This window comes from Allobosea sp. 67-29, assembly GCF_001898115.1.
In the GTDB taxonomy this organism is placed as follows: domain Bacteria; phylum Pseudomonadota; class Alphaproteobacteria; order Rhizobiales; family Beijerinckiaceae; genus Allobosea.
In genome coordinates this window covers 222,063-248,153 of sequence record NZ_MKSQ01000014.1, presented here as the reverse complement: position 1 = coordinate 248,153, position 26,091 = coordinate 222,063, and the positions used below count along the sequence as shown (strand labels likewise).

Sequence of the window (26,091 nt, the reverse complement as noted above, 5' to 3'; positions counted from 1 at the left end):
CTTATGCCTCTAGGGAAAATTGGGCTCCCTGCTAAGGACCATTCCCGCTGAGTCACCAGTCCAATATCCTGCCCCGGCCCCTACCTCAGCAAGTTCCCGGATGCAGTGGCGCAAGTCGAGGACGCCGGCGCGGATCTCGGCCGGGGTGAAGCCGCTGAAGCCGAGCACGAGTCCGTCGCGGGCGATCGGCTCGAGGCAGAACCGGCTGATCGGAGCGACCGTGACACCGCGCCGTGACGCCATCCGCGTCATCGCGACGGCATCGAGCCCGGGGCGCAGAAAGGCGACGGTATGCATGCCGGTCTGCGTCGGCACCACCTCCAGATCCGGAGCCAGTTGCTCGCGCACCGCTTCCTCCAGCGCCTGATAGCGCTCCTGATACAGCTTGCGCATGCGGCGCACATGCGTCGCAAAATGCCCCTCGACGATGAAATCGGCGACAATGCCCTGCAACGCGGTCGGAACGCCGGGAGAAAACGCATCGAGACAGATGCCGATCTGCTCGACCAGATGCGGCGGAGCGACGAGAAAGCCCAGGCGCAGCGAGGGAAACAGCGTCTTGGAAAACGTCCCGACATAGATCACACGGCCGCTGCGATCGATGCTCGTCAGGGTCGCCATCGGCGCGCCCTGAAAACAGAACTCGCCGTCCCAATCGTCCTCGATGATCCAGCCGCCGCTGCTCTCGGCCGCTTCCAGCAGAGCGAGCCGCCGCTCCAGGCTCATCTTTGCTCCGAGCGGCTGCTGATGCGCCGGCGTCACGAAGGCCAGCCGGAACGCAGGCGCCCGCCGCACACCCTCCTCGACCACGATCCCGGCTTCGTCGACCGGGACGGGCACGAGTTCGGCGCCCGACTGGATCAGGCTGTTGCGTGCCCCGATCGCGCCCGGATTCTCGAACCAGACCTTGTCGCCCGGGTCGAGCAGCGTGGCCGCAATGAGCTGGAAGGCCTGCTGTGCGCCCGCCACCACGAAGACCTGCTGCCATTCGCAGGCAATGCCGCGATTGAGCCGGAGATGCGCGGCAATGGCCTGACGCAGGCTGCGTTCGCCATGCGGATCTGGATAGCCGAGGACCTGATGGCGCGGCTTGCGCCAGTGCTTGCCCGAGAGCCTGGCCCATTGCGCCATCGGGAAGGCGTCGAACGCCGGCATGGCGGTGGTAAAAGCCCGAGGCTGATGCGACAGGCGGGTTCCGAACAGCTTCGACGCCGCATCCATGGCCTGCGCCAGCCGGACGCGTGCCGTCGGGGGGGCGACTGGAGCGGCCGTCGGCTCGGGACGCTCATTGGCGAGCGCCCGGCTGACATAGGTGCCCGAACCGACGCGCGTCTCGATCAACCCTTCCGCTGCAAGGCGCTCGAAGCTCTCGACGATCGTCGTGCGCGCGACCCCGAATTCCTGCGCCAGCGTACGGGTTGCCGGCAAACGTTCCCCGACCTTCAATGCGCCGCCCAAGATCAACTCGCGCAGTCCGGCGCAAATCTGGACGCTGAGTCCGTGCTGCCCCTCCCGATCGAGGACGATCGACTGGAGCAGCGCACCTTCCTCGCGCTTGACCATGTGCCCTCGCCTTTCCGAGTGGACTGAAACTTTGGCGAGAATGGACCTTGGGATCAGACCAATTCAAGCCCTTCCTGCCGGCCGAGAGCTACCTGCGCTTCCGCCGGGCGGCGACCGCAGAACGGACAGCGCCATCCCATGAAAATCACCCGGCTCGAAAGCTTCTCGACGCAGGACGTCGGCTTCGTCCGCGCCACCTGCGAGGATGGCAGCCAGGGCTGGGGCCAGTTCTCGCCCTACAATGCCGACATCACCGCGACCGTCTTCCACCGGCAGGTCGCGCGCTGGGCGATCGGCGAGAACGCCGTCGAGATCGACGAACTGATCGCGACCATCGGCGAGCGCGAGCACAAGTTCCCTGGCTCCTATCTCTGCCGCGCCATGACAGGGCTCGACACCGCCCTGTGGGATCTGCGCGGCCGGATCGAGCGGAAGAGCGTCTGCGAACTGCTCGGCGGCACGCCGCGGCCCTTCCCAGTCTATGCGTCCAGCATGAAGCGTGGCGAGATCACGCCGGAGGCCGAGGCCGAGCGTTTCCTGCGCCTGCGCGATGCCCATGGCTACGGCGCCTTCAAGTTCCGGGTCGGGCGCGAATGCGGCCGCGACATCGACGAATGGCCGGGCCGGACGGAGGCGATCGTGCCGCAGATCAGGCGGGCGCTCGGCCCTGACGCGACGCTGCTCGTCGATGGCAACAGCGCCTATTCGCCGGCCAAGGCGATCGCGGTCGGCAGGATGCTGCAGGATCACGGCATCGTTCATTTCGAGGAGCCCTGTCCCTATTGGGAGCACGCCTGGACGCGCGAGGTCCGCGAGGCGCTAGATCTCGACGTCACCGGCGGCGAGCAGGACTGCGACCTCGCGGTCTGGCGCGCCATGATCGACGGGCGCGTCGTCGACGTCGTGCAGCCGGACGTCTGCTATATCGGCGGCGTCGGGCGGATGCTGAAGGTCGCGCGCTGGGCGCAGGAGGCGGGCCTGCCGGTGACGCCGCATTCGGCCAACCAGACGCTGGTGACGGTGTTCACGCTGCACATCATGGGCGCGCTCGCCAATGCCGGCCCCTATGTCGAATTCTCGATCGAGGGGCCGGATTATTATCCGTGGGAGCAGGGCCTGCTGCGCAACCCGCCGCAGGCACGCGACGGCATGGTGGCGATTCCGGACGGACCGGGCTGGGGTGTCGAGATCGAGCCGTCCTGGCTCGACAAGGCCGCCTATCAGCTCACGGAGATCGGCGCGTGATCCTGGATCGTGCCGAGCTCGTCGCCGAGGCCGTCAGGACGGGCACGCTCGCCGGCCTGCCGGGCGGGCATTTCATCGATGGGCACTTCGTCGATTCCGCGTCCGCGCGGCGGATGGAGAGCTTCGATCCCGGCCGGGGCAAGGCCTTCGCCACGGTCGCGGCCGGCGACGACGCCGATATCGACCGGGCGGTCGCCGCCGCCCGCGCGGCGCTGTCAGGCCCATGGTCGCGTCTGAGCCCGGCTCAGCGTGGCGACATCCTGATGCGGGCAAGCCGCCTGATCGCGGAGCGCGCCGCCCGTTTCGCCGTGGTCGAGACCCTCGATTCCGGCAAGCGCCTCGCGGAAGCCGAAGGCGATGTCGGCGGTGTCGTGAAGGCCTTCGCCTATTACGCCGGGGCAGCCGACAAGCTGCATGGCGACAGCATGCCGCTGGGCCACGACCATATCGGGCTGACGATCGAGGAGCCGGTCGGTGTCGCCGCGCAGATCGTGCCCTGGAACTATCCGCTCTCGACGGCGGCGCGCGGCATCGCCCCCGCGCTCGCGGCCGGCTGCACGCTGGTCGTCAAGCCGGCCGAGCAGACGCCCTTCACCACGTTGATGCTGGCGGAATTGCTGCATGAGGCCGGGTTGCCCGCAGGCGTGCTCAATGTCGTCGCCGGCACCGGCGCCGAGGCCGGAGCGGCGCTCGTCGCCCATCCGGGCATCGACCACATCACCTTCACCGGCTCGGTCGCCACCGGGCAGCGCGTGATGCGGGCCGCGGCCGAACATGTCACCCGGCTCGTGCTGGAACTTGGCGGCAAGTCGCCCCTCGTGGTGCTGGCGGATTGCGATCTCGACGCGGCGGTGGCCGGGATCATGGAAGCGATCTTCGAGAATGCCGGGCAGATCTGCTCGGCCGGCTCACGCCTGATCGTCGAGGAGGCGATCGCCGAGCCCTTGCTTGAGCGTCTCGTCGCCGGCGCGCAGGCGCTGCGGCCGGGCCATGGCCTCGGCGATGCCGGCATCGGGCCGATCAATTCCCCCGCGCAGCTCGCGCGGGTCGCAGCTCATGTCGATCGCGCCCGTGCCGCCGGCAACCGCATCCTGACTGGTGGTGCCGTCGTGCCGCCTGAGGATTGCGGCGGCGGCTGGTTCTATCAACCGACCATCGTGCTGGCTGCCGGGCCGGACGATCCGCTGGTGCAGGAGGAGATCTTCGGCCCGGTGCTGACAGTGCAGGTCATGCCCGATTTCGAGGCGGCAGTCGTCGCCGCGAACGCCACCTCCTACGCGCTTGTTGCCGGCATCTATACGCGCGATCACGCCAAGGCCTGGCGTTTCGCCCGGGCGGTCGATGCGGGGCAGGTCTACATCAACGAGTTCTTTGCGGGCGGCATCGCGATGCCCTTCGGCGGCAACCGCAAATCCGGCTTCGGCCGCGCCAAGGGCATGGCGGGCTTGCGCTCCTACTGCAAGCTTAAGAGTGTGGTGGCGCGGATCTGATCCGGGGGGACGACCAAGACGATGCCGAGCGATCTGTTCGCCAATGATTTCAAGGCCGCGCCCTATTGGTGGGACGCGGTGCCCCGGCCGGACCTGCCGCGCAATGATCCACCTCCGCAGGCTGAGGTTGTCGTCGTCGGCTCCGGCTATACCGGCCTGCAGGCGGCGCTGCAGACGGCGCGCGGTGGGCGCCATACCGTGGTCCTCGATGCCGAGGCGGCAGGCTTCGGCTGCAGCACCCGCAATGGCGGCCAGATCTCGACCAGCGTAAAGCCGGGCTTCGATGAGCTCGCCCGCCGCCATGGCCGCGAGAGCGCCTTCGCAATCATGCAGGAAGGCCGGAACTCGCTGCGCTACATCGGCGATTTCGTCCGCGACGAGCAGATCGACTGCGATTTCGGCGTCGTCGGCCGCTTCCACGCGGCGCATGCGCCGGGCAGATACGAGGAGCTGGCCCGCAGCGTCGGAACCCAGCCGAAGGGGCTGGAAGTCGCCTGCCATGTCGTGCCGCGTTCCCAGCAGCGCAGCGAGATCGGCTCCGATCTCTACCATGGCGGCGTCGTCTACGAGAGCCATGCCTCGATCAATCCCGCCCGTTACCATCAGGGCCTGTTGCAGCGCGTCGTTGCGGCCGGTGCGGAACTCGTGCCGCATTGCCCGGCGACGGGCATCGAGCGCATCGGGCAGGACTTTCTCGTCCAGATGCCGCGCGGCACGATCCGCACCCGCGACGTCGTCATCGCTACCAATGGCTACACCGGGCCGTTGACCGGCTGGCTGAGCCGCCGTGTCATCCCGATCGGCAGCTATGTCATCGCGACCGAGGCGCTGGAGCCGGAACTGGTCGACAGGCTGATCCCGAAGAACCGCATCGTCAGCGACACCCGCAAGGTGGTCTATTACTACCGCGCCTCGCCGGACCGGCGCCGCATCCTGTTCGGTGGTCGCGTCTCGCTGAGCGAGACCGATCCGCGCCGCAGCGGGCCGCTGCTGCACGCCGCGATGAGCCGGATCTTCCCGGAACTCGCAGGCCGCAAGATCAGCCATTCCTGGTGCGGCCTCGTCGCCTACAGCTTCGACGAGCTGATGCATGTCGGCCGGCACGACGGCATGCATTACGCCATGGGCTATTGCGGCTCGGGCGTCGGCATGGCGAGCTATCTCGGCATGCGGCTCGGCCAGCAGGTGCTCGGCCTCGCGGAAGGCAAGACAGCCTTCGATGGGCTGCCCTTCCAGACGCGGCCCTTCTACAGCGGCAACCCCTGGTTCCTCGCACCGTCGGTCCTCTACTACAGCTGGCGCGACCGGCTGGCGCGCTGACCTGTCGGATTGGTCGCCTCCAATTCTCAGAGTGGACCTTATGGCCAGACCAATTTCATCAAATTCTGCTTGAGGCGGGCAGCGCGGACGCCGGCAAGACCGGCCAACCGCACGGACATCGCCAAGGGAACGCATCGTCCGAACAGGAGTACCGAGAATGCCGAGCCAGCCGACCATGCCGACGAGACCGGCCCTTGCCCTGGTCATAGGCCTAGGCCTGTTGAGCGCCGCGCCCGCCTGGGCGCAGGAACTGACCGTCGTCTCCTTCGGCGGGTCCTATCAGGAGGGGCAGAGCAAGGCGCTCTTCCAGCCGGCCGCCAAGGCGCTGGGCATCAAGATCAAGGAAGAGACCTACAGCAGCATCGCGGATTTGCGCCTGAAGGTGAAGGCCGGTGCAGTGACCTGGGATGTTGTCGCCAGCGGTTCCGGCAGCGCGGCGCGAGCCGGAGCCGAGGGTATCCTCGAGAAGCTCGACTACAAGGTCATCGACACGTCCAGCTTCCTGCCGGGAACCGCGCAGGACTACTGCGTCGGAGGCGATGTCTTCTCGACCGTGATGGCCTGGAATACCAAGACATATGGCCAGAACGGCCCCCAGAGCTGGGCCGACTTCTGGGATGTGAAGAAATTTCCGGGCAAGCGTTCCTACCGCAAGAGCGTCGCGGGCGCCCTGGAACCCGCCCTGATGGCGGATGGCGTACCGGCCGACAAGGTCTACGAGGTGCTATCCCAGCCCGGCGGCATCGAGCGTGCGATCAAGAAGATCCGCGAGTTGAAGCCGAACATCGCGGTCTGGTGGAGCTCAGGCGCGCAGCACGCGCAGCTGATGAAGGACGGCGAGGTCGATATGATCACCGGCTGGAACGGTCGCTTCGACGTCGCCGCGAAGGATGGCGCCAAGGTCGCCTATACCTTCAATCAGGGGCTGCTCGACTATGACTGTTTCGCAGTGCCCAAGGGCGCGCCCCACAAGGATCTCGCGATGAAGTTCCTGGCGGAGATCAGCAAGCCGCAATACCAGGCCGAGTTCACCAAGTACATCACCTACGGCCCGACCAACAAGAAAGCCTATGACGGCGGCGCGATCGACGCGGCTTATGCCAAGACGCTGCCGTCCCACCCCGACAATGCCCGCAAGCAGCTGCCGATCGATCTGGACTGGTACATAAAATTCGAAGCCCAGGCTTCGGCCGCCTACCAGAACATGCTGACCGAATGAACCTGGCTGCCGATCACCAGCGGCCGGCGGCGTCGACCGCCGCCGCTGCCGGGACCGAGAAGGCGCTGCCGATCGCGATCCGGCAGCTGAGCAAGGCGTACGGCGCCCTGCCGGTGCTCGACGGAATCGACCTCGATGTGCGCCCCGGGGAGTTTCTGACCCTGTTGGGCCCTTCCGGCTCGGGCAAGACCACGCTGCTCATGGCGATCGCCGGCTTCCTGCGGCCCGACAGGGGCAGCATCCGCTTCGGCGACAGCGAGGTCGTCCGGCTGGCGCCGCACAAGCGCGAGATCGGCATGGTCTTCCAGAACTACGCGCTGTTCCCGCATATGGATGTCGCGAGCAATGTCGGCTTTCCGCTCAGGCTGCGGCGGGTGCCGGCCGGCGAGATCGCACGACGGGTCGAGGCGGCACTGGAGATGTTCCAGCTCGGCGGCTTCGGGCGCCGCCGCATCGACCAGCTCTCCGGCGGGCAGCGCCAGCGCGTCGCGCTTGCCCGCGCGATCGTCTTCGAACCGCGCATCATCCTGATGGATGAGCCGCTCTCGGCCCTCGACAAGCAATTGCGGGAGCGGATGCAGATCGAACTGCGCCAGCTTCACGAGCGCCTCGGCACCACGACGGTCTATGTCACGCATGACCAGCGCGAAGCGCTGACGATGTCGGACCGCATCGCCGTCCTCGACCGGGGCCGGATCGCCCGCATCGACACGCCGCGCGCGATCTATGACGAACCCGGCAGCCGGTTCGTCGCGGAATTCATCGGCGAATCCTCCTTTCTGGACGTCGAGGTGGCGGACGGCATCTGCCGCGCGGCCGGCGCGACGGTGATCTCCCCTCGCCTGCCACCGCCTCACGGCCGCCGCTGCACCCTGGTGTTGCGGCCGGAACGGCTGCGCCTGCTGGCTACGGGCGAAGGCGCGGGCATGAACTGCTTCGAAGGCCGCGTAACCGGCGTCATCTACCAGGGCGACACCTTGCTGCTTCAGGCCGTGCTGGACGATGGCAGCCCCGTGACGGTGCGGCAGACCACGCGCAGCGGCGATGCCGGAGCCATACGGCCGGGAGAGCCCGTCCGGATCGGCATCGCGATCGCCGACACGGTGCTCCTCGCCGACGAGCCGGGGCAGGTCCAATGACAGCCGGCAGCATTCACGCTGCGGCCGGCCCGGCGGGCGATTTCCACGCAGCCGCCCTGCGGCGTGACCACTGGCGCGAGCGCCTGGGCCTCGCCGGGCTTGCCGCACCCGCGCTCCTGCTGGTCGCCGTGACCATGCTGCTGCCCGTGGGTTGGCTGTTCAGCCTGTCGTTCCTGGACGACGGCGGAGCGCTCAGCCTGGCGAATTACCGGAGGATGCTCGCCGAGCCGTCCTATACCCGCACCTTCGTCACCACGTTCGAGATCAGCCTGGCGACCACCGCGATCTGCATCCTTCTCGGCTATCCGCTGGCCTATTTCCTGTCGCAGCTGCCGCGAAGAATCGCCAATCTCTGCATGATCGCGGTGCTCCTGCCGTTCTGGACCTCGCTGCTGGTGCGCACCTATGCATGGCTGGTGCTGCTCCAACGCAGCGGGCTGGTGAACAGCTGGGGCATGAAGCTCGGCCTGTGGAGCGAGCCGCTGCAACTCGTACACAATACCGGCGGAACGCTGGTCGGCATGGTTCACATCATGCTGCCCTTCCTGGTGCTGCCGCTCTACGGGACGATGCGCGCGATCGACCGCAACCTGCTGCGCGCCGCAGCGAGCCTCGGCTCGACGCCGGCACACGGCTTCCGGACGGTGTTCTTTCCGCTCTCCCTGCCCGGACTGACGGCCGGCGCCTCGCTGGTCTTCGTGCTTTGCCTCGGCTTCTACGTCACGCCTGCGATGCTCGGCGGCGGCAAGGTGACGATGGTCTCCAACCGCATCGCCAACGACATCGAGCTGTTCTTCAACTGGGGCGCAGCCAGTGCGCTCGGTGTCGTGCTGCTGGTGATCACGCTGGTCGTGCTGGTGCTGGCGGCGCGGCTGTCGCGCGGTGCCGACCTGTTCGGGACGGGGCACTGAGATGGGCTGGCTCGACCGTCCCGCGAGCGATACGCAGATCAGCCATCGCGCGCGGCTCTGGCTGTACGCGCTCGGCGTGCTGGTGCTCGCCTTCCTGGCGCTGCCGACGCTGATCGTCATCCCGATGTCGTTCTCCCAGTCGCAGTACCTGGAGTTCCCGCCGCGGGAATGGTCGCTGCGCTGGTACGAGGCCTATTTTGCGTCTCCGAGCTGGATGGCGGCGACGGCGACGTCCTTCAAGGCCGGCTTCTGCACGGCGCTGCTGGCGACACCGCTCGGGACCCTGGCGGCCTACGGGCTGCATGCCTCGCGGCTCCGCTTCGCCGGAATCGCGATCCTGGCTCTGCTGACCCCGACGATCGTACCGGTCATTCTCGTCGGCATCGCGCTGTTCTACGCCTATGTGCAACTGAAGATGGTGAATTCGTTTCTCGGCATCGTGCTGGCCCATACAATGCTGGCGGTGCCGATCGTGATGATGATCGTCGGCTCCGCGCTGAAGAGCTTCGATCTCGACCAGGAACGGGTTGCACGCAGCCTCGGCGCCACGCGTACGCAGGCGTTCCTGCGGGTAACGGTGCCGCAGATCGGCTTCGCGATCGTTACCTCCGCGGTGCTGGCCTTCCTGACCTCCTTCGACGAGGTGGTGATCGCCCTGTTCGTCTCCGGCGGCGACAACGCGACGCTGACCCGCATGATGTTCCTGGCGCTGCGGGACCAGATCGATCCGACCATCGCGGCGATCTCGACGATCATGATCGTGATGACGTCGCTGCTGCTGGCCGTTTCGCAGCTCCTCGGAAAACGCGACGATTGATCCTCAGCAGCCACCGAATGCGGCAGGCGTCACAGGTTCTGGCCCGGCGCCCGCCGGGGTCAGGCCGCGAGGCCGCCCTGCTTCTCGATGAATGCGACAATGTCCTCCAGCCCCGTGAGGCGGTTGAGGTCGCTGAACACAAAGGGGCGCCCCGCGCGCTGCTTCTGCGTATCCGAGCGCATCACGTCGAGATCGGCCCCGACATAGGGCGCAAGGTCGATCTTGTTGATGACCAAGAGGTCCGAGCGGGTGATGCCCGGCCCGCCCTTGCGCGGGATCTTCTCACCACCGGCGACGTCGATGACATAGAGCGTGATGTCGGCGAGATCAGGCGAGAAGGTCGCGGCGAGGTTATCGCCGCCGGATTCGATGAAGACGATGTCGAGATCGGGGAAGCGGCGGCGCATCTCGGCAATGGCCGCGAGATTGATCGAGGCGTCCTCGCGGATCGCGGTATGCGGGCAGCCGCCGGTCTCGACGCCGATGATGCGCTCCTCCGGCAGGGCCTGAAGCCGGTTGAGGATCAGCTCGTCCTCCTTGGTGAAGATATCGTTGGTGACGACGGCGACCGAGTAGCGGTCCCGCATCGCCTTGCAGAGCTTCTCGGTGAGCGTGGTCTTGCCGACGCCGACCGGGCCGCCGATGCCGACCCGGAGCGGGCCATGGGAGGATTTCACGAGCGAAAGACCCTTGAGTACTGTGTTTCGTGGTTCATCGACAGGATGTCGGCGCGGATGGTGCAGGAGCCGAGATCGTCGAGCGTCGAGTCGGCGGCACGCCGGGCCGTCCGCAGGACGACCGGCTCCAGCGCCGCGAGCGTCGCGACTCCGTCGCGCTGGCCGAGCGGTACCAGCCGCACGCAGGCCTGGACGAGATTCGAGGCGAAGGCGTGGAGATAGGCGGTGAGCGCATCTTCCAGCGCGACGCCATGGCGTGCAGCGGCCGCGCCGACGGCCGCGGGATAAGCGATCGGCCGCTCCTCCCCGCTTGACGGCTCTCCGCTCCAGGCCGACATCGCCTCGACGAAGGCACCGCCTTGCAGCGTCGTTTCCATGTGGCGCTCGCGCGAACCGGACATCGCTTCGGCCAGTTCCGCGACGCCTGCAATGTCATCGCCCGCGCTGGTCTTGCGCCAGGATTCGGCCAGCAAGACGGCGTCATTCCAGGCCGAGCCCTGCTCCAGCAGCGCCTCCAGCCATTCGCGCAAGTCTGAGCGAGTCCGGATCAGCCCGTCATGGATCGCCCGCTCCAGCCCATGGCTATAGGCGAAGGCGCCAACCGGAAAGGCCGGGGAGAGCCATGTCATCAGGCGCGCGAGAGTGGCAGCCTCAGTCATGGTGGTGGTGATGGCCGTGCCCATGGCTATGATCGTGATGATGAGCATGGCCGTGCCCGTGATCGTGCCCATGTGCGTGATAGGCGCCGTGCACCGGTTGGAAGCGCGCCACGACCTCGCGCACGGAGGCGCCGAGCCCTTCGAGCATCGCCCGGATGACGTGGTCGCGCTGGATCAGGATGCGGGTTTCGTCGATCTGCGCCGGCAGATGGCGGTTGCCGAGATGCCAGGCGAGATGGCGCAACGGGCATGTACCCGGCAGCACCTCGTAGAGCTCCTCCTCGGCAGCAACGATCGCGACGGCGCGGCCATCGTCGAGCACGAGCCTGTCCCCATCGGCGAAGAGCACGGGCTCGGGCAGATCGACCATGATCTCCTCACCCTGATCGGTGGTGACGAGCTTGCGACGCAGATGCCGGGCGGCATGGTCGAGCCGGAGCGTGCCGACGGGCTTGTCGCCTCCGCCGTGGCTATGGGAAATGGCGCGGAGCATGTGAGGCCTCAGAACAGGAAATAGCGCTGCGCCATCGGCAGCACGGTCGCGGGTTCGCAGGTCAGGAGCTCGCCATCGGCCCGCACCTCATAGGTCTCGGGGTCGACCTCCATATGCGGGGTGGCGTCGTTGAGGACCATCGAGGCCTTGGAGATGCCGCCACGCGTGTTCTCGACCGCGAGCATGCCCTTGGCGACGCCGAGCTTCTCCTTGAGGCCATTGGCGATCGCCGCCTGGCTGACGAAGGTGACGGAGGACATGGCCGGTGCGCGGCCCATGGTCCCGAACATCGGTCGGTAATGCATCGGCTGCGGCGTCGGGATCGAGGCGTTGGGGTCGCCCATCGGCGCGGCCGCGATCATGCCGCCGACCAGCACCATCTCGGGCTTCACGCCGAAGAATGCCGGATTCCAGAGCACCAGATCGGCGCGCTTGCCCACCTCGACCGAGCCGACATGCTTCGAAAGACCCTGCGCGATAGCCGGATTGATCGTGTATTTCGCGATGTAGCGGCGCACGCGCAGATTATCGTTGTCGCCGGTCTCCCCGGGCAGGCGCCCACGCTGGAGCTTCATCTTGTGCGCGGTCTGCCAGGTGCGGATCGCGACCTCGCCGACGCGACCCATGGCCTGGCTGTCCGACGAGATGATCGAGAAGGCGCCGATATCGTGCAGGATGTCCTCAGCTGCGATCGTTTCCTTGCGGATGCGGCTCTCGGCGAAGGCGATGTCCTCCGGGATGGAGGGGGAGAGGTGATGGCAGACCATCAGCATGTCGAGATGTTCGGCGATGGTGTTCTGCGTGTAGGGCCGCGTCGGATTGGTCGAGGACGGGATGACGTTACTCAACCCACAGACTTTGATGATATCCGGTGCGTGGCCGCCGCCGGCACCTTCCGTGTGGAAGGCGTGGATGGTGCGGCCCTTGAAGGCCGCGACCGTGTCCTCGACGAAGCCGCTCTCGTTCAGCGTGTCGGTGTGGATCATGACCTGAATGTCGTGATCGTCGGCAACGCTGAGGCAGTTGTCGATCGCGGCCGGCGTCGTGCCCCAGTCCTCGTGGAGCTTGAGCGCGCAGGCGCCGCCCTCGATCATCTCGATCAACGCCGCCGGCTTCGAGGTATTGCCCTTGCCGGAGAGGCCGAGATTGATCGGCACGGCGTCGAAGGACTGGATCATCCGGCCGAGATGCCAGGGGCCGGGCGTGCAGGTCGTCGCCAGCGTGCCATGGGCCGGGCCGGTGCCGCCGCCGAGCATGGTGGTGACGCCGGACATCAGCGCCTCGTCGATCTGCTGCGGGCAGATGAAATGGATATGCGCGTCGACGCCGCCGGCCGTGAGGATCTTGCCCTCGCCTGCTATGGCTTCCGTACCCGGGCCGATGACGATGGTGACACCGGGCTGCGTATCCGGGTTGCCGGCCTTGCCGATGGCGACGATCCGCCCGTCCTTCAACCCGACATCCGCCTTCACGATGCCCCAGTGGTCGACGATCAGCGCATTGGTGATGACGGTGTCGACCGCGCCCTCGGCGCGGCTCGCCTGGCTCTGACCCATGCCGTCGCGGATGACCTTGCCGCCGCCGAACTTCACCTCCTCGCCATAGACGGTGAAGTCCTTCTCGACCTCGATGATCAGGTCGGTATCGGCGAGCCGGACACGATCGCCGACCGTCGGTCCGTACATCTGCGCGTAAGCGGCGTGGGAGAGCTTGGCCGGCATCAGAGTTTCCCCATCACCTTCTGCTGGAAGCCGTAGACGGCGCGTGCCCCGCCGAACGGCACGAGGCGAACCTCGCGCTGTTGGCCGGGCTCGAACCGAACGGCCGTGCCGGCAGCGATGTCGAGCCGCATGCCGCGGGCGGCAGTGCGGTCGAAATCGAGCGCGTCGTTGGTCTCGAAGAAATGGTAGTGCGAGCCGACCTGGATCGGTCGGTCGCCGGTATTGGCGACGAGCAGCGTGACCTGCTGCGCGCCCTCGTTGAGGACGATGTCGCCTTCGGCGGGAAAGACCTCTCCGGGAATCATGCGATCAGGCTCCCGCGACCAGCCAAAGCCCGCCGAGCGCGGTCAGGCCACCGGCGATGCGCGCCGCGATCCGGCCGCGATGCGAGAGCGCGTTGCCGGCAAGGCCGATGCCGATGCCGACCGCATGCAGCAAGGCCGTCGCCATCGCGAATCCGATCATGAAGGACAGGCTCGTCGCCTCGCCCATCTCGCCCCCATGCGCATAGCCGTGGAACAGCGCGAAGAAGCCGACCACGGCCATACCGACGACGACCGGAACCTGAAGCGCGACCAGCGCCAGCAGGCCGAGAACCACGATCGAGGCCGCGATGGTCGGCTCCACGAAAGGCAGGCCGATGCCGGCGAGCGCCGCGGCGAAGCCGAGCATCATCGTGACGACGAAGGCGGTTGGAATCATCCAAATGGCGCGCCCGCCAACGAGGAAGGCCCAGAGGCCGACGCCGACCATCGCAAGGATATGGTCCGCGCCGAAGAGCGGATGCGAGAAGCCGGCGGCGAACGAGCCGTGCTCGGCCGGGTTGAGATGGGCGAAGGCCGGGCTCGCGGCGCCGACGCTCAGGATCAGGGCGAGGGACAGTCTCTTCATGGCAGCCTCCGGCTTGCGCGCTCAACGGATCGGTTCGTGGACGGTGACGAGCTTGGTGCCGTCTGGGAAAGTGGCCTCGACCTGCACGTCGTGGATCATCTCGGCAACGCCTTCCATGACCTGCGCGCGGCTGACGACATGGGCGCCGGCCTCCATCAGATCGGCGACGCTGCGGCCATCGCGCGCGCCTTCGACGACGAAATCGGAGATCAGGGCGATGGCCTCGGGATGGTTGAGCTTCACGCCGCGCTCGAGCCGGCGCCGGGCCACCATGGCTGCCATGGAGATCAGGAGCTTATCCTTCTCGCGCGGTGTCAGGTTCATGCCGTCAGTCCCTAGAGTTGCCAGACCTTGGGCAGCGGCCGGCCGCCCAGGAGAAGGGTGAGCAGCGGCTCCAGCCGCCGCCGGAGCGCGAGCCCGGTCTCCTCGACCAGCCGCGCGAGAAACTTGCCGTTCCAGGCGCTGGCGCCGCCGCCCGGCCCGATGATCGACCGGGCCTGATCCAGGAAGCGCTCGGGTGCCGGACCAGCGAACAGCACCGTCGCCATCGCGCGGCAGCCGGCCATGGCGGGCTGTGGCGCGAGCCGGGCGGCGATCTGGTCCTCGGCGCGCAGATCGTCGGCGAAGATCAGGCGGCCGTCGCGCCGGATGCGCCAGCGATCGTGCAGATGGCCGCTCTGCAAGGTCTCGCCCATAGCCTGCCGGCCGAACAGCACCGCCTCGACCGCGACCAGCTCGGAATCGCCGGCGAGATCGACGTCGAGCGTGCGGGACAGGCGCCCGCCATCGAACAGGATCGTCTCCTGCGGAAGCCAGGCGAGCCGGGCGCCGGGCGAGAGCCGCAGGCGGTTGGTGACGACGGCATCCGCCCCCGTCGAGCGGTAGACGCGCTCGCAGGCCTGGGTGGTGATGCAGGTTTGCGCCTTCTCCGCCAGCTTCACCTCCGTACCGAAGCGGTCGCCGCCGGTCAGACCGCCCGCGGTGTTGATGAGGATCGCCTGCGGCGCGTCGGTTCCGAGCGGGCGCGGAAAGCGCAGTTTGGCGCAGCCTTCCTGGAAGAGCCGATCGAGATGGGTCCGGCCTTCGCGGGCATGAAACGAGACGCTTGCCTGCCCGTAGGCGCGCTGCATTCGCGCCGGTGCGAGGTTCTGGAGATCGGTTATCGCCAGCATCGTCGGCGGTGCTTCCCGTCAGGCTCGGCACGGAGGCGTGAGGCTCATCAGACCTGAATCAGTCTTTGAACCTGCGCTCCGTCAAGCTCGCTCATCGGCCCCGACAGCACAACCTCGCCGCGGTCCATCACGAACATGGTGTCGGCGAGATCGCGGGCGAAGTCGAAATACTGCTCGACCAGCACGATCGCCATGCCGCCCTTCTGTCGCAGATAGTCGATGGCGCGCCCGATATCCTTGATGATCGAGGGCTGGATGCCCTCGGTTGGCTCGTCCAGCACCAGCAGCCTGGGTCGGGTCACCAGCGCCCGCGCGATCGCGAGCTGCTGCTGCTGGCCACCCGAGAGGTCTCCGCCGCGCCGGCCCAGCATGGTCTTCAGCACGGGGAACAGGTCGAAGAGCTCATCCGGGACGTAGCGGTCCTTCCGCTTCAGCGGCGCGAAGCCGGTCTCCAGATTCTCCTTCACCGTCAGCAGAGGGAAGATCTCCCGCCCCTGCGGCACATAGGCGATGCCGGCGCGAGCACGATCCTCGCTGCGCAGGCCCGAGATATCCTCGCCGTCAAAGCGGATATGCCCGCCGGAAATCGGCTGATGGCCGACGATGGCGCGCATCAGCGAGGTCTTGCCGACGCCGTTGCGGCCCATAACGCAGGTGACCTTGCCGGTTTCGGCCGCGATCGAGACATGGCGCAGCGCCTGGGCAGCACCGTAATGCAGGTCGATGGCGTCTACGGTCAGCATGATCACCGCCCCAAATAGACTTCGACGACGCGCTCGTTGGCGCTGACCTGGTCGAGCGGGCCCTCCGCCAGCACCGAGCCCTCGTGCAGCACCGTGACCTTCACGCCGAGCTCGCGGATGAAGCCCATGTCGTGCTCGACCACGATCACCGAATGATCCCTCGCGATCTCCTTGAGCAGCACCGCCGTCTGCGCCGTCTCGCCGTCCGTCATGCCGGCGGCGGGCTCGTCCACGAGCAGGAGCTTCGGGTCCTGAGCCAGCAGCATGCCGATCTCGAGCCACTGCTTCTGGCCGTGGGACAGCGAGCCGGCGAGCCGGTCGCGCCTGTCGGCGAGCTTCACAATGCCGAGGATCTCGTCGATGCGCTTCTGCTGGTCGGGTTCAGTCTTCCAGAACAGTGTCCTGCCGACGGTGCGTCTCGACTTCAGCGCGAGCAGGATATTGTCCTCGATCGTATGGAAATCGAAGACCGTCGGCTTCTGGAATTTGCGGCCGATGCCGAGATTGGCGATGGCGGCCTCGTCGAGCCTGGTCAGGTCGACTGTGCCGGCGAACATCACGGTCCCGACATCCGGCTTGGTCTTGCCGGTTATGATGTCCATCATCGTGGTCTTGCCGGCGCCGTTGGGGCCGATGATCGCGCGCATCTCGCCGGGTTCGATGGTGAGCGACAGTCCGCGGATGGCCTTGAAGCCGTCGAAGGAGACGCTGACGCCGTCGAGATAGAGCAGCGAAGAGGTGAGAGCGCCGGGCACGGGAGCGTTCATCACCGTTACTCCGCCGGGGCCGGCTCGGCCGCCGGGGTGCTGTCCGGCTTCCGACGGCGCGCCCAGAGTGCCTCCGCCGTGCCGAGGATACCCTTCGGCAGGAAGAGCGTGACGACGACGAAGAGCCCGCCGAGCGCGAAGAGCCAATAGGGCGCCATGAAGCCGGAGGTGAAGACGGTCTTCGCCCAGTTCACCACCACGGCGCCGAGCGCAGCGCCGACCAGCGTGCCGCGTCCGCCGACCGCGACCCAGATCACCGTCTCGATCGAATTGGCCGGCGCGAATTCGCTGGGGTTGATGATGCCGACCTGCGGCACGTAGAGCGCGCCGGCGACGCCCGCCATGCAGGCCGAGACGGTGAAGACGAAGAGCTTGAAGCGGTCGACCCGGTAGCCGAGGAAGCGGGTGCGCGATTCGGCGTCGCGGATCGCGATGACGACCTTGCCGAGCTTCGAGACGACGATGCCGCGCGCGATCAGGAAGCCGGCCGCCAGCATGACGCAGGTCATGGAAAACAGAGCAGCACGAGTCGCTTGCGCCTGGATGTTGAAGCCGAGGATGTCCTTGAAATCAGTCAGCCCGTTATTGCCGCCGAAGCCCATGTCGTTGCGGAAGAAGGCGAGCAACAGCGCATAGGTCAGGGCCTGCGTGATGATCGAGAGATAGACGCCGGTGACGCGCGAGCGGAAGGCGAACCAGCCGAAGACGAAGGCGAGCAGGCCGGGCACGGCCAGCACCATCAGCATCGCGAAGGGGAAGGAGGAGAAGCCCCACCAATACCAGGGCAGCTCCTGCCAGTTCAGGAAGACCATGAAATCGGGCAGGATGGGGTTGCCATAGACGCCGCGCGAGCCGATCTGGCGCATCAGGTACATGCCCATGGCGTAGCCGCCGAGCGCGAAGAAGGCACCATGCCCGAGCGAGAGGATGCCGCAATAGCCCCAGACCAGGTCGAGCGAGACCGCCAGCAGCGCGTAGCAGAGATATTTGCCCCAGAGCGACATCGTCGAGGTCGAGACATGGATGGCCGAGGTCGGCGGCAGCAGCAGGTTCGAGAGCGGCACCAGCACTGCCAGCGCGAGAAGGACGGCGAGGAAAACGCTGCCGCGCCGGTCCATGTTCTGCAGGAGGAAGCGGGTGATCATGCTTCCACCGCCCGGCCCTTGAGCGCGAACAGGCCGCGCGGGCGCTTCTGGATGAAGAGGATGATGCAGACGAGCAGCGCGATCTTGCCGAGCACGGCACCGGCATAGGGTTCGAGCAGTTTGTTGGCGACGCCGAGCGTCATGGCGCCGACGAGCGTGCCCCACAGATTCCCGACGCCGCCGAAGACCACGACCATGAACGAGTCGATGATGTAGCTCTGGCCGAGATTGGGGCTGACATTATCGATCTGCGAGAGCGCGACGCCGGCGAGCCCCGCCACGCCCGAACCCAGCCCGAAGGTCAGCGCGTCGATGCGGCCGGTGCGGATGCCCATGGCCGAGGCCATGCGCCGGTTCTGGGTGACGGCGCGCATCTGCAGGCCCATCGGAGTCAGCTTCAGGATGGCGAGCAGCGCGGCGAAAACCAGCGCGGCAAAGACGATGATCCAGAGTCGGTTATAGGTGATTGCCAGACCACCGAGTTCAAAGGCGCCCGACATGAAGGAGGGCGCACCGACCTCGCGATTGGTCGGGCCGAAAGCGGTGCGGACCGCCTGCTGCAGGATCAGGCTGATGCCCCAGGTCGCGAGCAGCGTCTCCAGCGGACGACCGTAAAGAAAGCGGATGACGCCGCGTTCGATGGCGATGCCGACCGCGCCGGCGACGATGAAGGCGGCCGGCAGCGCGATGGCGAGCGACCAGTCGAACAGCCAGGGCGCGTGGGCGCGGATCAGCTCCTGCACCACGAAGGTGGTGTAGGCGCCGAGCATGACCATCTCGCCATGGGCCATGTTGATCACGCCCATGACGCCGAAGGTGATGGCAAGACCGATGGCGGCGAGCAGCAGCACCGAGCCGAGCGACAGCCCGTACCAGAGATTCTGCGCGACGGCCCACAGCTTCAGCCGTCCCTCGATCCCGGCAATGGCCTTGGCCTGGGCCTCCCTGAGGGCCGGCGGGGCGTCCGGCGGAAGGGCTCGCAGGGTCGCGAGCGCATCCTGGTCGCCACGGTCCCGCAGCACCTCGATCGCGGCGAGCCGGTCCAGCGGCTGGACGTCCGGCCGGGCGATCAGAATCGCGGCCTGGGCCTGACGCAATGCGGCGCGGGCACGGGCATCGGTTTCCTTGGCAATCGCGCTCTCGACGATCGGCAGGAGGCCGGCGTCGCGCGATTTGAAGACGGCTTCGGCGGCCGCGAGCCGCCTCTCGGGATCTGGATCGAGCAGACCGAGCCCGCCGAGCGCCGCCTGCACCGCGCGACGCACTGCATTGTTGAGGCGGACCGGCTTCACCTCGGCCGGCAACGCTGCCAGTGCAGCGCCGGTCGCCGCGTCGACGAAGCCGCCTTCCGGCGTCTTGACAACGACGCCGCCCGCGCCCGCGAGCAAGCGCCCGTCGTTCAGCGCCTCGACAACCAGGGCTGCGCGGGGATTGGCGCTGGCGACGAGCAGCTCGACCGCCCGCGCCGTATCGGAGTAGGTCCCGGCAGCAAAGCGCTTGAACGCCTCGTCGGCGCTCTGCGCAAAGGAGGCGACGGACGCGGCGACCAGCGCGACGAGAATCACTCCGGCATGCAGCAGGCGGTGCAGAAAGGACATCAACCCGGCTCGTCTCCCGGTTCTACTTGATTTCCAGCCCTCACTCCGAGGCGCGGCACTAACGGGTGCCCTCGCTGCTCGGGATAGGGGCCCAACGGCGAAACCGCTCTGGCCGGCGGCGAAACGAGGGGCGGCCGGGATGTTTCCCGTCCCGCCCCTCCCCCTCACGATCTCATGCGCCGCCGCACTTGTTGGTCTTGACGTTGAAGTTGCCGCACTTCTTGTCGACCCAGTCGCCGATCAGGTCCTTGGAGCCGTCGAGTTCCTTCGACCAGGCGTCGCCCGGGACCAGGCCGGCCGTCTTCCAGACCACGTCGAACTGGCCGTCCTCCTTGATCTCGCCGATGAAGACCGGCTTGGTGATGTGGTGGTTCGGCAGCATCTTCGAGACGCCGCCGGTCAGGTTGGCTTGCTCGATGCCAGGCAGCGCGTCGATGACCTTGTCCGGATCGATGCTCTTGGCCTTCTCGACCGCCTTCACCCACATGTTGAAGCCGATGTAATGGGCCTCCATCGGATCGTTGGTGACGCGCTTCGGATTCTTGGTGAAGGCCTGCCACTGCTTGATGAAGGCCTTGTTCTCCGGCGTATCGATCGACTCGAAGTAGTTCCAGGCCGCGAGGTGGCCGACCAGCGGCTTGGTGTCGATGCCGGCCAATTCCTCCTCGCCAACCGAGAAGGCGACGACCGGGATATCGGTCGCCTTGATGCCCTGGTTGCCGAGCTCCTTGTAGAACGGCACGTTGGCGTCCCCGTTGATGGTCGAGACCACCGCCGTCTTCTTGCCGGCCGAGCCGAATTTCTTGATGTCGGAGACGATCGTCTGCCAGTCGGAATGGCCGAAGGGCGTGTAGTTGATCATGATGTCCTCGGGCTTCACGCCCTTGGACTTCAGATACGCCTCGAGGATCTTGTTGGTCGTGCGCGGATAGACATAGTCGGTGCCGGCCAGCACCCAGCGCTCGACCTTCTCCTCCTTGGCGAGATAGTCGACGGCGGGGATCGCCTGCTGGTTCGGCGCGGCGCCGGTGTAGAAGACGTTGCGCTCGCTCTCCTCGCCCTCGTATTGGACGGGGTAGAACAGGATGTTGTTGAGCTCCTTGAAGACCGGCAGCACCGATTTGCGCGACACGGAGGTCCAGCAGCCGAAGCAGGCCGCGACCTTGTCCTTGGTGATCAGCTCGCGGGCCTTCTCGGCGAAGAGCGGCCAGTTCGAGGCGGGGTCGACGACAACGGCCTCCAGCTTCTTGCCGAGAACGCCGCCCTTCTTGTTCTGCTCCTCGATGAGCATCAGCATGACGTCCTTCAGCGTCGTCTCGGAGATGGCCATCGTCCCCGACAGAGAGTGAAGGATGCCGACCTTGATGGTGTCCTGCTGCGCCGCTGCCGGCAGCCGGGAGGCCCCAAGGAAGGCGGCACCGGCAAGGGCCGTGCCTAGAAATTCGCGACGGTTGCTGTTCACGGACATCTCCCGAACGAAGACGGGTTGGCGGTGTCCCCTCGACACCGACGGGCCCCCAAGGCCCATGACCCCTGTCAACGCAAGCGATGTGCCAACCCTTGCCGGTGCTTTGAGACTGCGAAAATGCGCGCGCCGGCGCTGCATCAGGCCGCCGCAGCGCCGGCAAGGCAGCGCCGGATGCGAAGGCGCCACCGGCAATCTGCCTCTTTTGTAGCCGAGTTGACCTTGCGGAACTTTCGTGCCGCAATTTTAGTCAAATGGTTCCAGGCGAGGCAGGCCGGCGGGACAAGGTCGGTCACAGAATGGCTGAGCCGGGAGCATTTTCGATCCTGGCCCGAAGTGGCTTTGCGCGACACCATGTGGTTCGGGCGGGGGGCGCGCATCCACATCCGGAACCAGTTCGGCCGCCCGCTGGTTGAGCGACAGAGCCGGGATGTCTGCGCCGAGCGCGAGCCGGTTCGACCTGAGAACGAAGAGGCTGCGTCATGGCTCCGCGTCCCGCCTGGAAGGGCTATCTCAAGCTTTCGCTGGTGTCCTGCGCGATCGAACTGACCAGCGCGACCGATCGCAGCGAGAAGGTCTCCTTCCGCATCATCAATCGCAAGACCGGGCACACGGTGCGGCGCCAATATGTCGACAGCGTCACTGGCAAGCCGGTCGATGACGCCGACGAGGTCAAGGGCTACGAGATCGGCGACGACGAATATCTCCTCGTGGAAGAGGATGAGATCGACGCCGTCCAGGTCGAATCCTCGCACACGCTGTCGGTCGAGTCCTTCGTTGACCGCGCCGACATTCCGCCGATCTACTTCGATACGCCCTATTACGTCACGCCGGCGGACGAGGTTTCGGAGGAGGCCTTCGCGGTCATCCGCGCCGCAATGGCCAAGGAGCGCAAGGCCGGCATAGCCCGGATCGTGCTGTATCGGCGGGAACGGCCGGTGATGATCGAGCCGTTCGACAAAGGGCTGCTGCTGACGACCCTGCGCTACGACAAGATGGTGCGCAAGCCCGAGGAGATCTTCGAGGGTCTGCCGTCGCGCAAGCTCGACAGCGAACTGGTCTCCCTCGCCACGCACATCATCGACAAGAAGCTCGCCCCGTTCGACCCGTCGGGTTTCGACGACCGCTACGAGGACGCGCTGCTTGCGCTCATCGAGGCGAAACGGAAGGGGCGCAAGCCGCCGGTCGTCCAGGCCCCCGAACGACCGCCCAACGTCGTCAACCTGTTCGACGCGCTCAAGAAGAGCCTGGCCGCCGATTCCAAGACTGCCCAGCCCGCTGCCCGCAAGCCGCGCAAGACCACGCCGAAGTCAGCCTCCAAAAGCAAGAAGAGCGCCTGATCAACGCCGTCGCGAAGGAAGCCGTCGATGTCGAACCTCGATCTCTACCGCGCCAAGCGTGACTTCCGCAGGACCCGCGAGCCCGAGGGCTCCAGGACCCGACGGCGCCCCGCCGACGCCGGCGGCCTCTTCGTCGTGCACAAGCATGCGGCGAGGCGGCTGCACTACGATCTCAGGCTCGAGCATGGCGGCGTGCTGTGGTCCTGGGCGGTGACGCGCGGCCCCAGCCACGACCCCGACGACAAGCGCCTGGCCGTGCATGTCGAGGATCATCCGCTGGAATACGGCTCCTTCGAAGGGACTATCCCGAAGGGACAATATGGTGCCGGCTCCGTCATCGTCTGGGACGAAGGTAAATGGCTGCCGGAAGATGACCCGGCGGCCGGCATGGAGAAGGGCCACCTGACCTTCACGCTGGAAGGGCACAAGCTCACCGGCAAATGGCATCTCGTGAGAATGAAGCCGCGACGCGGTGAGAAGCGCGACAACTGGCTGCTGATCAAGGCCGACGATGCGGCGGCCAGGCGCGACGAGGACATTCTCGAAACGGAACCGGATTCGGTGAAGTCCGGTATGAGCGTCGAGGCGATTGGCCAGGCCGCGAGCGATGACGACCCACCGGCGAAGCGGACTGCCCGCAAGCCCCAGCAACGTGCCGCCTCCTCGCCAAAGAAGCCTGCCGACGGGGCGGCCATGCCGGCTTTCGTCGAGCCCTGCCTTGCGACCCTGCAGGCCAAGCCGCCGGAGGGCGAGGCCTGGCTGCACGAGGTCAAGTTCGACGGCTATCGCCTCCAGGCCCGCATCGCAAACGGCAGGGTGAAGCTGCTGACGCGCTCGGGTCTCGACTGGACCGACCGCTTCGGCAAGCGGCTCGTCGAGCAACTTGCGCAACTGCCCTGCGAATCCGCCCTGATCGACGGCGAGATCGTCGCTCTATCCGAGACCGGCTCGTCATTCCCGGCGCTTCAGGCGGCCTTGTCGGAGGGGAAGACCGAAGAACTCGTCTTCTTCGCCTTCGACCTGCTCTTTCTCGATGGCGAGGACTTGCGCAGCGACCCGCTCCTTGCCCGCAAGGAGCGGCTGGCGGGTCTGCTCTCCGGGGCACCGGACGAAGGACCGCTGCGCCTGAGCGAACATTTCCTCGCACCGGGCGAGGCGATGCTGCGCCATGCCTGCCGCATCGGCCTCGAAGGCGTCGTCTCCAAGCGCAGCGACGCGCCCTACAGGAGCGGGCGCGGACGCGACTGGATCAAGTCGAAATGCACCTTGCGACAGGAATTCGTGATCGCCGGCTACGTTCCCTCGTCAGCCTCCGGGCGAACACTGCGCTCGATCGTCACCAGCTATTACGAGAAGGGCACGCTCAAGCCGGCCGGGCGTGTGGGCACCGGCTTCACCCAGAAATCGGCCGCCGCGCTCAAGGCGCGGCTCGACAAGCTGAAGACCAACGCCTCGCCCTTCGACGGATCGGCAGGGCGCGAGCGCGGCATCGTCTGGGTCAAGCCGGAGCTCGTCGCGGAAGTCGAGTTCCGGGCCTGGACCGCATCGAAGACCTTGCGCCATGCTTCCTTCCTCGGCCTGCGCGAGGACAAGCCCGCACGAGAGGTGCAGGCTGAACGGCCCCCCGCGGAGCAGGGCGCGGCCAAGTTGCCGAAGGCGGCGAACCGCAGGCAGGCCGTGGAGCAGACAGCCATGACGGATGTGAAGCTGAGCAGCCCCGACAAGACGCTCTGGCCCGACACCGGCCTGACCAAGCAAGGGCTGCTCGACTACTACGCCCATGTCTGGCCGCTGATGAAGCCCTTCGTGCTGAACCGACCGCTCAGCCTGGTGCGCGCGCCGGACGGGATCGCGGGGCAGCGCTTCTTCCAGAAGCACGCCTCTCCCGGCATGCACGACGCCATCCGGACCCAGCGCGACAGCGATGGCGAGGAGTTGCTCTCGATCGGCGACTTCGACGGGCTTGCCGCGTTGGTTCAGCTCGGTACCGTCGAGATCCATGTCTGGGGTGCAACCGTCGATGCGATCGAGACGCCCGACCAGGTCATTTTCGACATGGACCCGGACAAGGGGATCGATCTGGAAGAGCTGCGCAGCGCCACGCTTGCGGTGCGCGACCGTCTGGCGGAGCTCGGCTTCTCCAGCTTCCTCAAGACCTCGGGCGGCAAGGGCTTCCACGTCGTCGTCCCGCTCGAGCCTCAGGCAGACTGGGCGCAGGTCAAGGGTTTCGCGCGCGACTTCGCCAAGGCGATGGAGCAGGCCGAACCGAAACGCTTCACGGCGACGCTGTCGATGGAGGCGCGCAAGGGGCGAATCTTCATCGACTACCTGCGCAACGGCCGCGGCGCCACCGCGATCGCGCCCTATTCGACGCGCGCACGAGCCGGGGCCGCCGTCGCGATGCCGATCCGATGGGAAGCCATCGAGCGAACGCAGCCGGACGGCTTCAAGGTCGCCGGTCTCGTTGGCGCCGCGCTCGAAGATGCCTGGCCCGATTTTCGCGCTCAGGCGCGGCCGCTGAAGAAGCGCTGATGCCTTGGGGCATCGCACGGCCGCCGTCGGCGCTCGAGGCCGGTCGGCGTCGGGGTGCACGCAGGCTTTGGCCTGCCAGCGCGCAGCGACCGCAACAGGAGATGGCAAAGGGGGCGGAGAGGCGGACGCCGGATCACCGCCTCAAGGAGGCGGCAAGCGAAAAGGGAACCTAAGTTCTTGATTTAAATGGCGCGGGCGACGGGGCTCGAACCCGCGACCTCCGGCGTGACAGGCCGGCACTCTAACCAACTGAGCTACGCCCGCGCAGGGCGGCTGGGGCATTCGCCGGCAGCGGGGTGGTGAGTATTGCCCCCGGCCGGAAGTGTCAAGCGCCCGATGCCGGCAAAATCACATCGGCGGGAAATTATCCCGGACCACGCGCAGCGGCAGTTGCCGCGAGGCCGGTCGAGGGCTCATTCGCGCGAGGCGAGGCAGGGATCGAGCATCACGTGGCGGGTATTCTGGCGGCTGTAGCCACCGCGCAGCACCGCAATGTCGCCCAGCTTGAGATCGCCCGCGCCGTAGGTCACGCAGAGCACGCGCACGCCCGGATCGGCACAGACCGCGACATACCAGACAGTACCGTCGCTCTGGATCAGCGTGACCGGCCCGGCGATCGCCATGTCGACACGGGAATCGGGCGGGACCGAATCGGGAAGCTGCGCGGCGATGCTCTCGCAGCTCGCGGGGACCCCCGGCTGCTCCGGTTGCGAAAAGGCCGGCCGCCCCGCGAAGAAGGAATCGGGCACCGCTGACTGCGCCATCGCAGGCTGCACGCCGGTGAGCGCCGTGACGAGAAGCAGGCGCGCGGCACTGCGTGAATGCGATGGTCCGATGGTCATCCCGGCATGAGTGCCGAGGAAGATGGCGGAATTCCGCAAGCGGCGCTTCGGCGGCGCAACTCGTTGCGAGGCGGCTTGCGATCAGGGCGACAAGGCCTTAAACGCGAGCGCAAGGGCGGTTAGCTCAGTTGGTAGAGCGTCTCGTTTACACCGAGAATGTCGGCGGTTCGAGCCCGTCACCGCCCACCATGTTCAAACCATTGCCGAGTGATCGGTTTTTGCGCCCGCTTATACGGACGCTCCGCCAAACGTCTCTTGGCGCCCAAGATATGCCCACGACTGCCCGCGCGCCAGGTCTGGACCGAGGTCCTCGCCGGGCAAACCGCGGCTGCCTGCCCAAAC

The 26,091-nt window shown here is 66.8% G+C and carries 24 protein-coding genes, 2 tRNA genes and 1 pseudogene; 11 read left to right on the top strand and 16 right to left on the bottom strand.

What is annotated here, in order from left to right; genetic code table 11:
- Positions 1-9 precede the first annotated feature (9 nt).
- On the bottom strand, positions 10-1,563 hold the full coding sequence (gene pdxR / locus BGO20_RS12475) for a MocR-like pyridoxine biosynthesis transcription factor PdxR (protein WP_291663673.1): 1,554 nt from the start codon (positions 1,561-1,563) through the stop codon (positions 10-12).
- A gap of 129 nt (positions 1,564-1,692) precedes the next feature.
- On the opposite strand from pdxR, the pseudogene BGO20_RS12470 reads away from it, so the two are divergent.
- The 8 genes and pseudogenes from BGO20_RS12470 to BGO20_RS12435 all read left to right on the top strand — a co-directional run.
- Positions 1,693-2,007 (top strand): annotated as a pseudogene (locus tag BGO20_RS12470) (mandelate racemase/muconate lactonizing enzyme family protein); the annotation flags it as partial.
- Positions 2,008-2,055: 48 nt separating this feature from the next.
- Positions 2,056-2,808 (top strand): mandelate racemase/muconate lactonizing enzyme family protein, encoded by a 753-nt coding sequence (locus tag BGO20_RS12465; protein WP_291663956.1) that lies wholly within the window; start codon positions 2,056-2,058, stop codon positions 2,806-2,808.
- Positions 2,805-4,298 carry an aldehyde dehydrogenase family protein gene (locus BGO20_RS12460; protein WP_291663675.1) on the top strand — a complete coding sequence of 498 codons (1,494 nt, stop codon included), beginning with the start codon at positions 2,805-2,807 and terminating at the stop codon, positions 4,296-4,298. The genes BGO20_RS12465 and BGO20_RS12460 overlap by 4 nt, the downstream gene beginning before the upstream one ends.
- A gap of 21 nt (positions 4,299-4,319) precedes the next feature.
- Positions 4,320-5,618 (top strand): NAD(P)/FAD-dependent oxidoreductase, encoded by a 1,299-nt coding sequence (locus tag BGO20_RS12455; RefSeq protein ID WP_291663677.1) that lies wholly within the window; start codon positions 4,320-4,322, stop codon positions 5,616-5,618.
- A 157-nt stretch (positions 5,619-5,775) separates the two neighbouring features.
- Complete coding sequence (locus tag BGO20_RS12450; protein WP_291663678.1) at positions 5,776-6,837, top strand: ABC transporter substrate-binding protein; 1,062 nt, start codon at positions 5,776-5,778, stop codon at positions 6,835-6,837.
- The gene (locus BGO20_RS12445; RefSeq protein WP_291663679.1) at positions 6,834-7,976 is read left to right on the top strand and encodes an ABC transporter ATP-binding protein; all 1,143 of its coding nucleotides are present in this window, start codon (positions 6,834-6,836) and stop codon (positions 7,974-7,976) included. The genes BGO20_RS12450 and BGO20_RS12445 overlap by 4 nt, the downstream gene beginning before the upstream one ends.
- Entirely contained in the window at positions 7,973-8,887 is a 915-nt protein-coding gene (locus BGO20_RS12440; RefSeq protein WP_291663680.1) for an ABC transporter permease, read from the top strand. The genes BGO20_RS12445 and BGO20_RS12440 overlap by 4 nt, the downstream gene beginning before the upstream one ends.
- 1 nt (position 8,888) lies before the next feature.
- Positions 8,889-9,704, top strand: coding sequence for an ABC transporter permease (locus BGO20_RS12435; RefSeq protein ID WP_291663681.1), 816 nt, complete (start codon positions 8,889-8,891; stop codon positions 9,702-9,704).
- 59 nt (positions 9,705-9,763) lie between these two features.
- On the opposite strand, the gene ureG is transcribed toward BGO20_RS12435, so the two are convergent.
- The 13 genes from ureG to urtA form a co-directional block, all read right to left on the bottom strand.
- Complete coding sequence (ureG, locus tag BGO20_RS12430) at positions 9,764-10,381, bottom strand: urease accessory protein UreG (protein ID WP_291663682.1); 618 nt, start codon at positions 10,379-10,381, stop codon at positions 9,764-9,766.
- A complete protein-coding gene (locus BGO20_RS12425; RefSeq protein ID WP_465246032.1) occupies positions 10,378-11,088 on the bottom strand; it encodes an urease accessory protein UreF in 711 nt (236 codons plus the stop codon). Before BGO20_RS12425 ends, ureG begins: the two co-directional genes overlap by 4 nt.
- Positions 11,033-11,533 carry an urease accessory protein UreE gene (locus BGO20_RS12420; RefSeq protein ID WP_291663683.1) on the bottom strand — a complete coding sequence of 167 codons (501 nt, stop codon included), beginning with the start codon at positions 11,531-11,533 and terminating at the stop codon, positions 11,033-11,035. The genes BGO20_RS12425 and BGO20_RS12420 overlap by 56 nt, the downstream gene beginning before the upstream one ends.
- An 8-nt stretch (positions 11,534-11,541) precedes the next feature.
- Positions 11,542-13,254 carry an urease subunit alpha gene (gene ureC / locus BGO20_RS12415; protein WP_291663684.1) on the bottom strand — a complete coding sequence of 571 codons (1,713 nt, stop codon included), beginning with the start codon at positions 13,252-13,254 and terminating at the stop codon, positions 11,542-11,544.
- Entirely contained in the window at positions 13,254-13,559 is a 306-nt protein-coding gene (locus tag BGO20_RS12410) for an urease subunit beta (RefSeq protein ID WP_291663686.1), read from the bottom strand. Before BGO20_RS12410 ends, ureC begins: the two co-directional genes overlap by 1 nt.
- Positions 13,560-13,563: 4 nt before the next feature.
- On the bottom strand, positions 13,564-14,145 hold the full coding sequence (locus tag BGO20_RS12405; protein WP_291663688.1) for a HupE/UreJ family protein: 582 nt from the start codon (positions 14,143-14,145) through the stop codon (positions 13,564-13,566).
- A 21-nt stretch (positions 14,146-14,166) separates the two neighbouring features.
- Positions 14,167-14,469: an urease subunit gamma gene (locus BGO20_RS12400; RefSeq protein WP_047579581.1), complete on the bottom strand. Its 303-nt coding sequence runs from the start codon at positions 14,467-14,469 to the stop codon at positions 14,167-14,169.
- Between the two features lie 11 nt (positions 14,470-14,480).
- On the bottom strand, positions 14,481-15,317 hold the full coding sequence (locus BGO20_RS12395) for an urease accessory protein UreD (protein ID WP_291663691.1): 837 nt from the start codon (positions 15,315-15,317) through the stop codon (positions 14,481-14,483).
- Between the two features lie 47 nt (positions 15,318-15,364).
- Positions 15,365-16,060: an urea ABC transporter ATP-binding subunit UrtE gene (urtE, locus tag BGO20_RS12390; protein ID WP_291663692.1), complete on the bottom strand. Its 696-nt coding sequence runs from the start codon at positions 16,058-16,060 to the stop codon at positions 15,365-15,367.
- A 2-nt stretch (positions 16,061-16,062) separates the two neighbouring features.
- Positions 16,063-16,827 carry an urea ABC transporter ATP-binding protein UrtD gene (urtD, locus tag BGO20_RS12385; protein ID WP_291663694.1) on the bottom strand — a complete coding sequence of 255 codons (765 nt, stop codon included), beginning with the start codon at positions 16,825-16,827 and terminating at the stop codon, positions 16,063-16,065.
- 5 nt (positions 16,828-16,832) lie between these two features.
- The gene (gene urtC, locus BGO20_RS12380) at positions 16,833-17,972 is read right to left on the bottom strand and encodes an urea ABC transporter permease subunit UrtC (protein ID WP_291663695.1); all 1,140 of its coding nucleotides are present in this window, start codon (positions 17,970-17,972) and stop codon (positions 16,833-16,835) included.
- Positions 17,969-19,570: an urea ABC transporter permease subunit UrtB gene (urtB, locus tag BGO20_RS12375; protein ID WP_291663697.1), complete on the bottom strand. Its 1,602-nt coding sequence runs from the start codon at positions 19,568-19,570 to the stop codon at positions 17,969-17,971. Before urtB ends, urtC begins: the two co-directional genes overlap by 4 nt.
- Before the next feature lie 172 nt (positions 19,571-19,742).
- Positions 19,743-21,032, bottom strand: a complete 1,290-nt coding sequence (gene urtA / locus BGO20_RS12370; RefSeq protein ID WP_465246031.1) for an urea ABC transporter substrate-binding protein — start codon at positions 21,030-21,032, stop codon at positions 19,743-19,745.
- A 485-nt stretch (positions 21,033-21,517) separates the two neighbouring features.
- Here urtA and ku point away from each other — a divergent pair, with 485 nt between their 5' ends.
- Together ku and ligD are read left to right on the top strand one after the other, a co-directional pair.
- Complete coding sequence (gene ku / locus BGO20_RS12365; RefSeq protein ID WP_291663701.1) at positions 21,518-22,375, top strand: non-homologous end joining protein Ku; 858 nt, start codon at positions 21,518-21,520, stop codon at positions 22,373-22,375.
- Between the two features lie 27 nt (positions 22,376-22,402).
- Positions 22,403-24,907 (top strand): DNA ligase D, encoded by a 2,505-nt coding sequence (ligD, locus tag BGO20_RS12360; RefSeq protein WP_291663703.1) that lies wholly within the window; start codon positions 22,403-22,405, stop codon positions 24,905-24,907.
- A gap of 187 nt (positions 24,908-25,094) precedes the next feature.
- Here ligD and BGO20_RS12355 read toward each other — a convergent pair.
- Together BGO20_RS12355 and BGO20_RS12350 are read right to left on the bottom strand one after the other, a co-directional pair.
- A tRNA-Asp gene (locus BGO20_RS12355) sits at positions 25,095-25,171 on the bottom strand.
- Positions 25,172-25,320: 149 nt separating this feature from the next.
- Positions 25,321-25,788, bottom strand: a complete 468-nt coding sequence (locus tag BGO20_RS12350; RefSeq protein ID WP_291663704.1) for a hypothetical protein — start codon at positions 25,786-25,788, stop codon at positions 25,321-25,323.
- Between the two features lie 74 nt (positions 25,789-25,862).
- On the opposite strand from BGO20_RS12350, the gene BGO20_RS12345 reads away from it, so the two are divergent.
- Positions 25,863-25,938: transfer RNA gene (locus BGO20_RS12345), tRNA-Val, on the top strand.
- Positions 25,939-26,091: the final 153 nt, after the last annotated feature.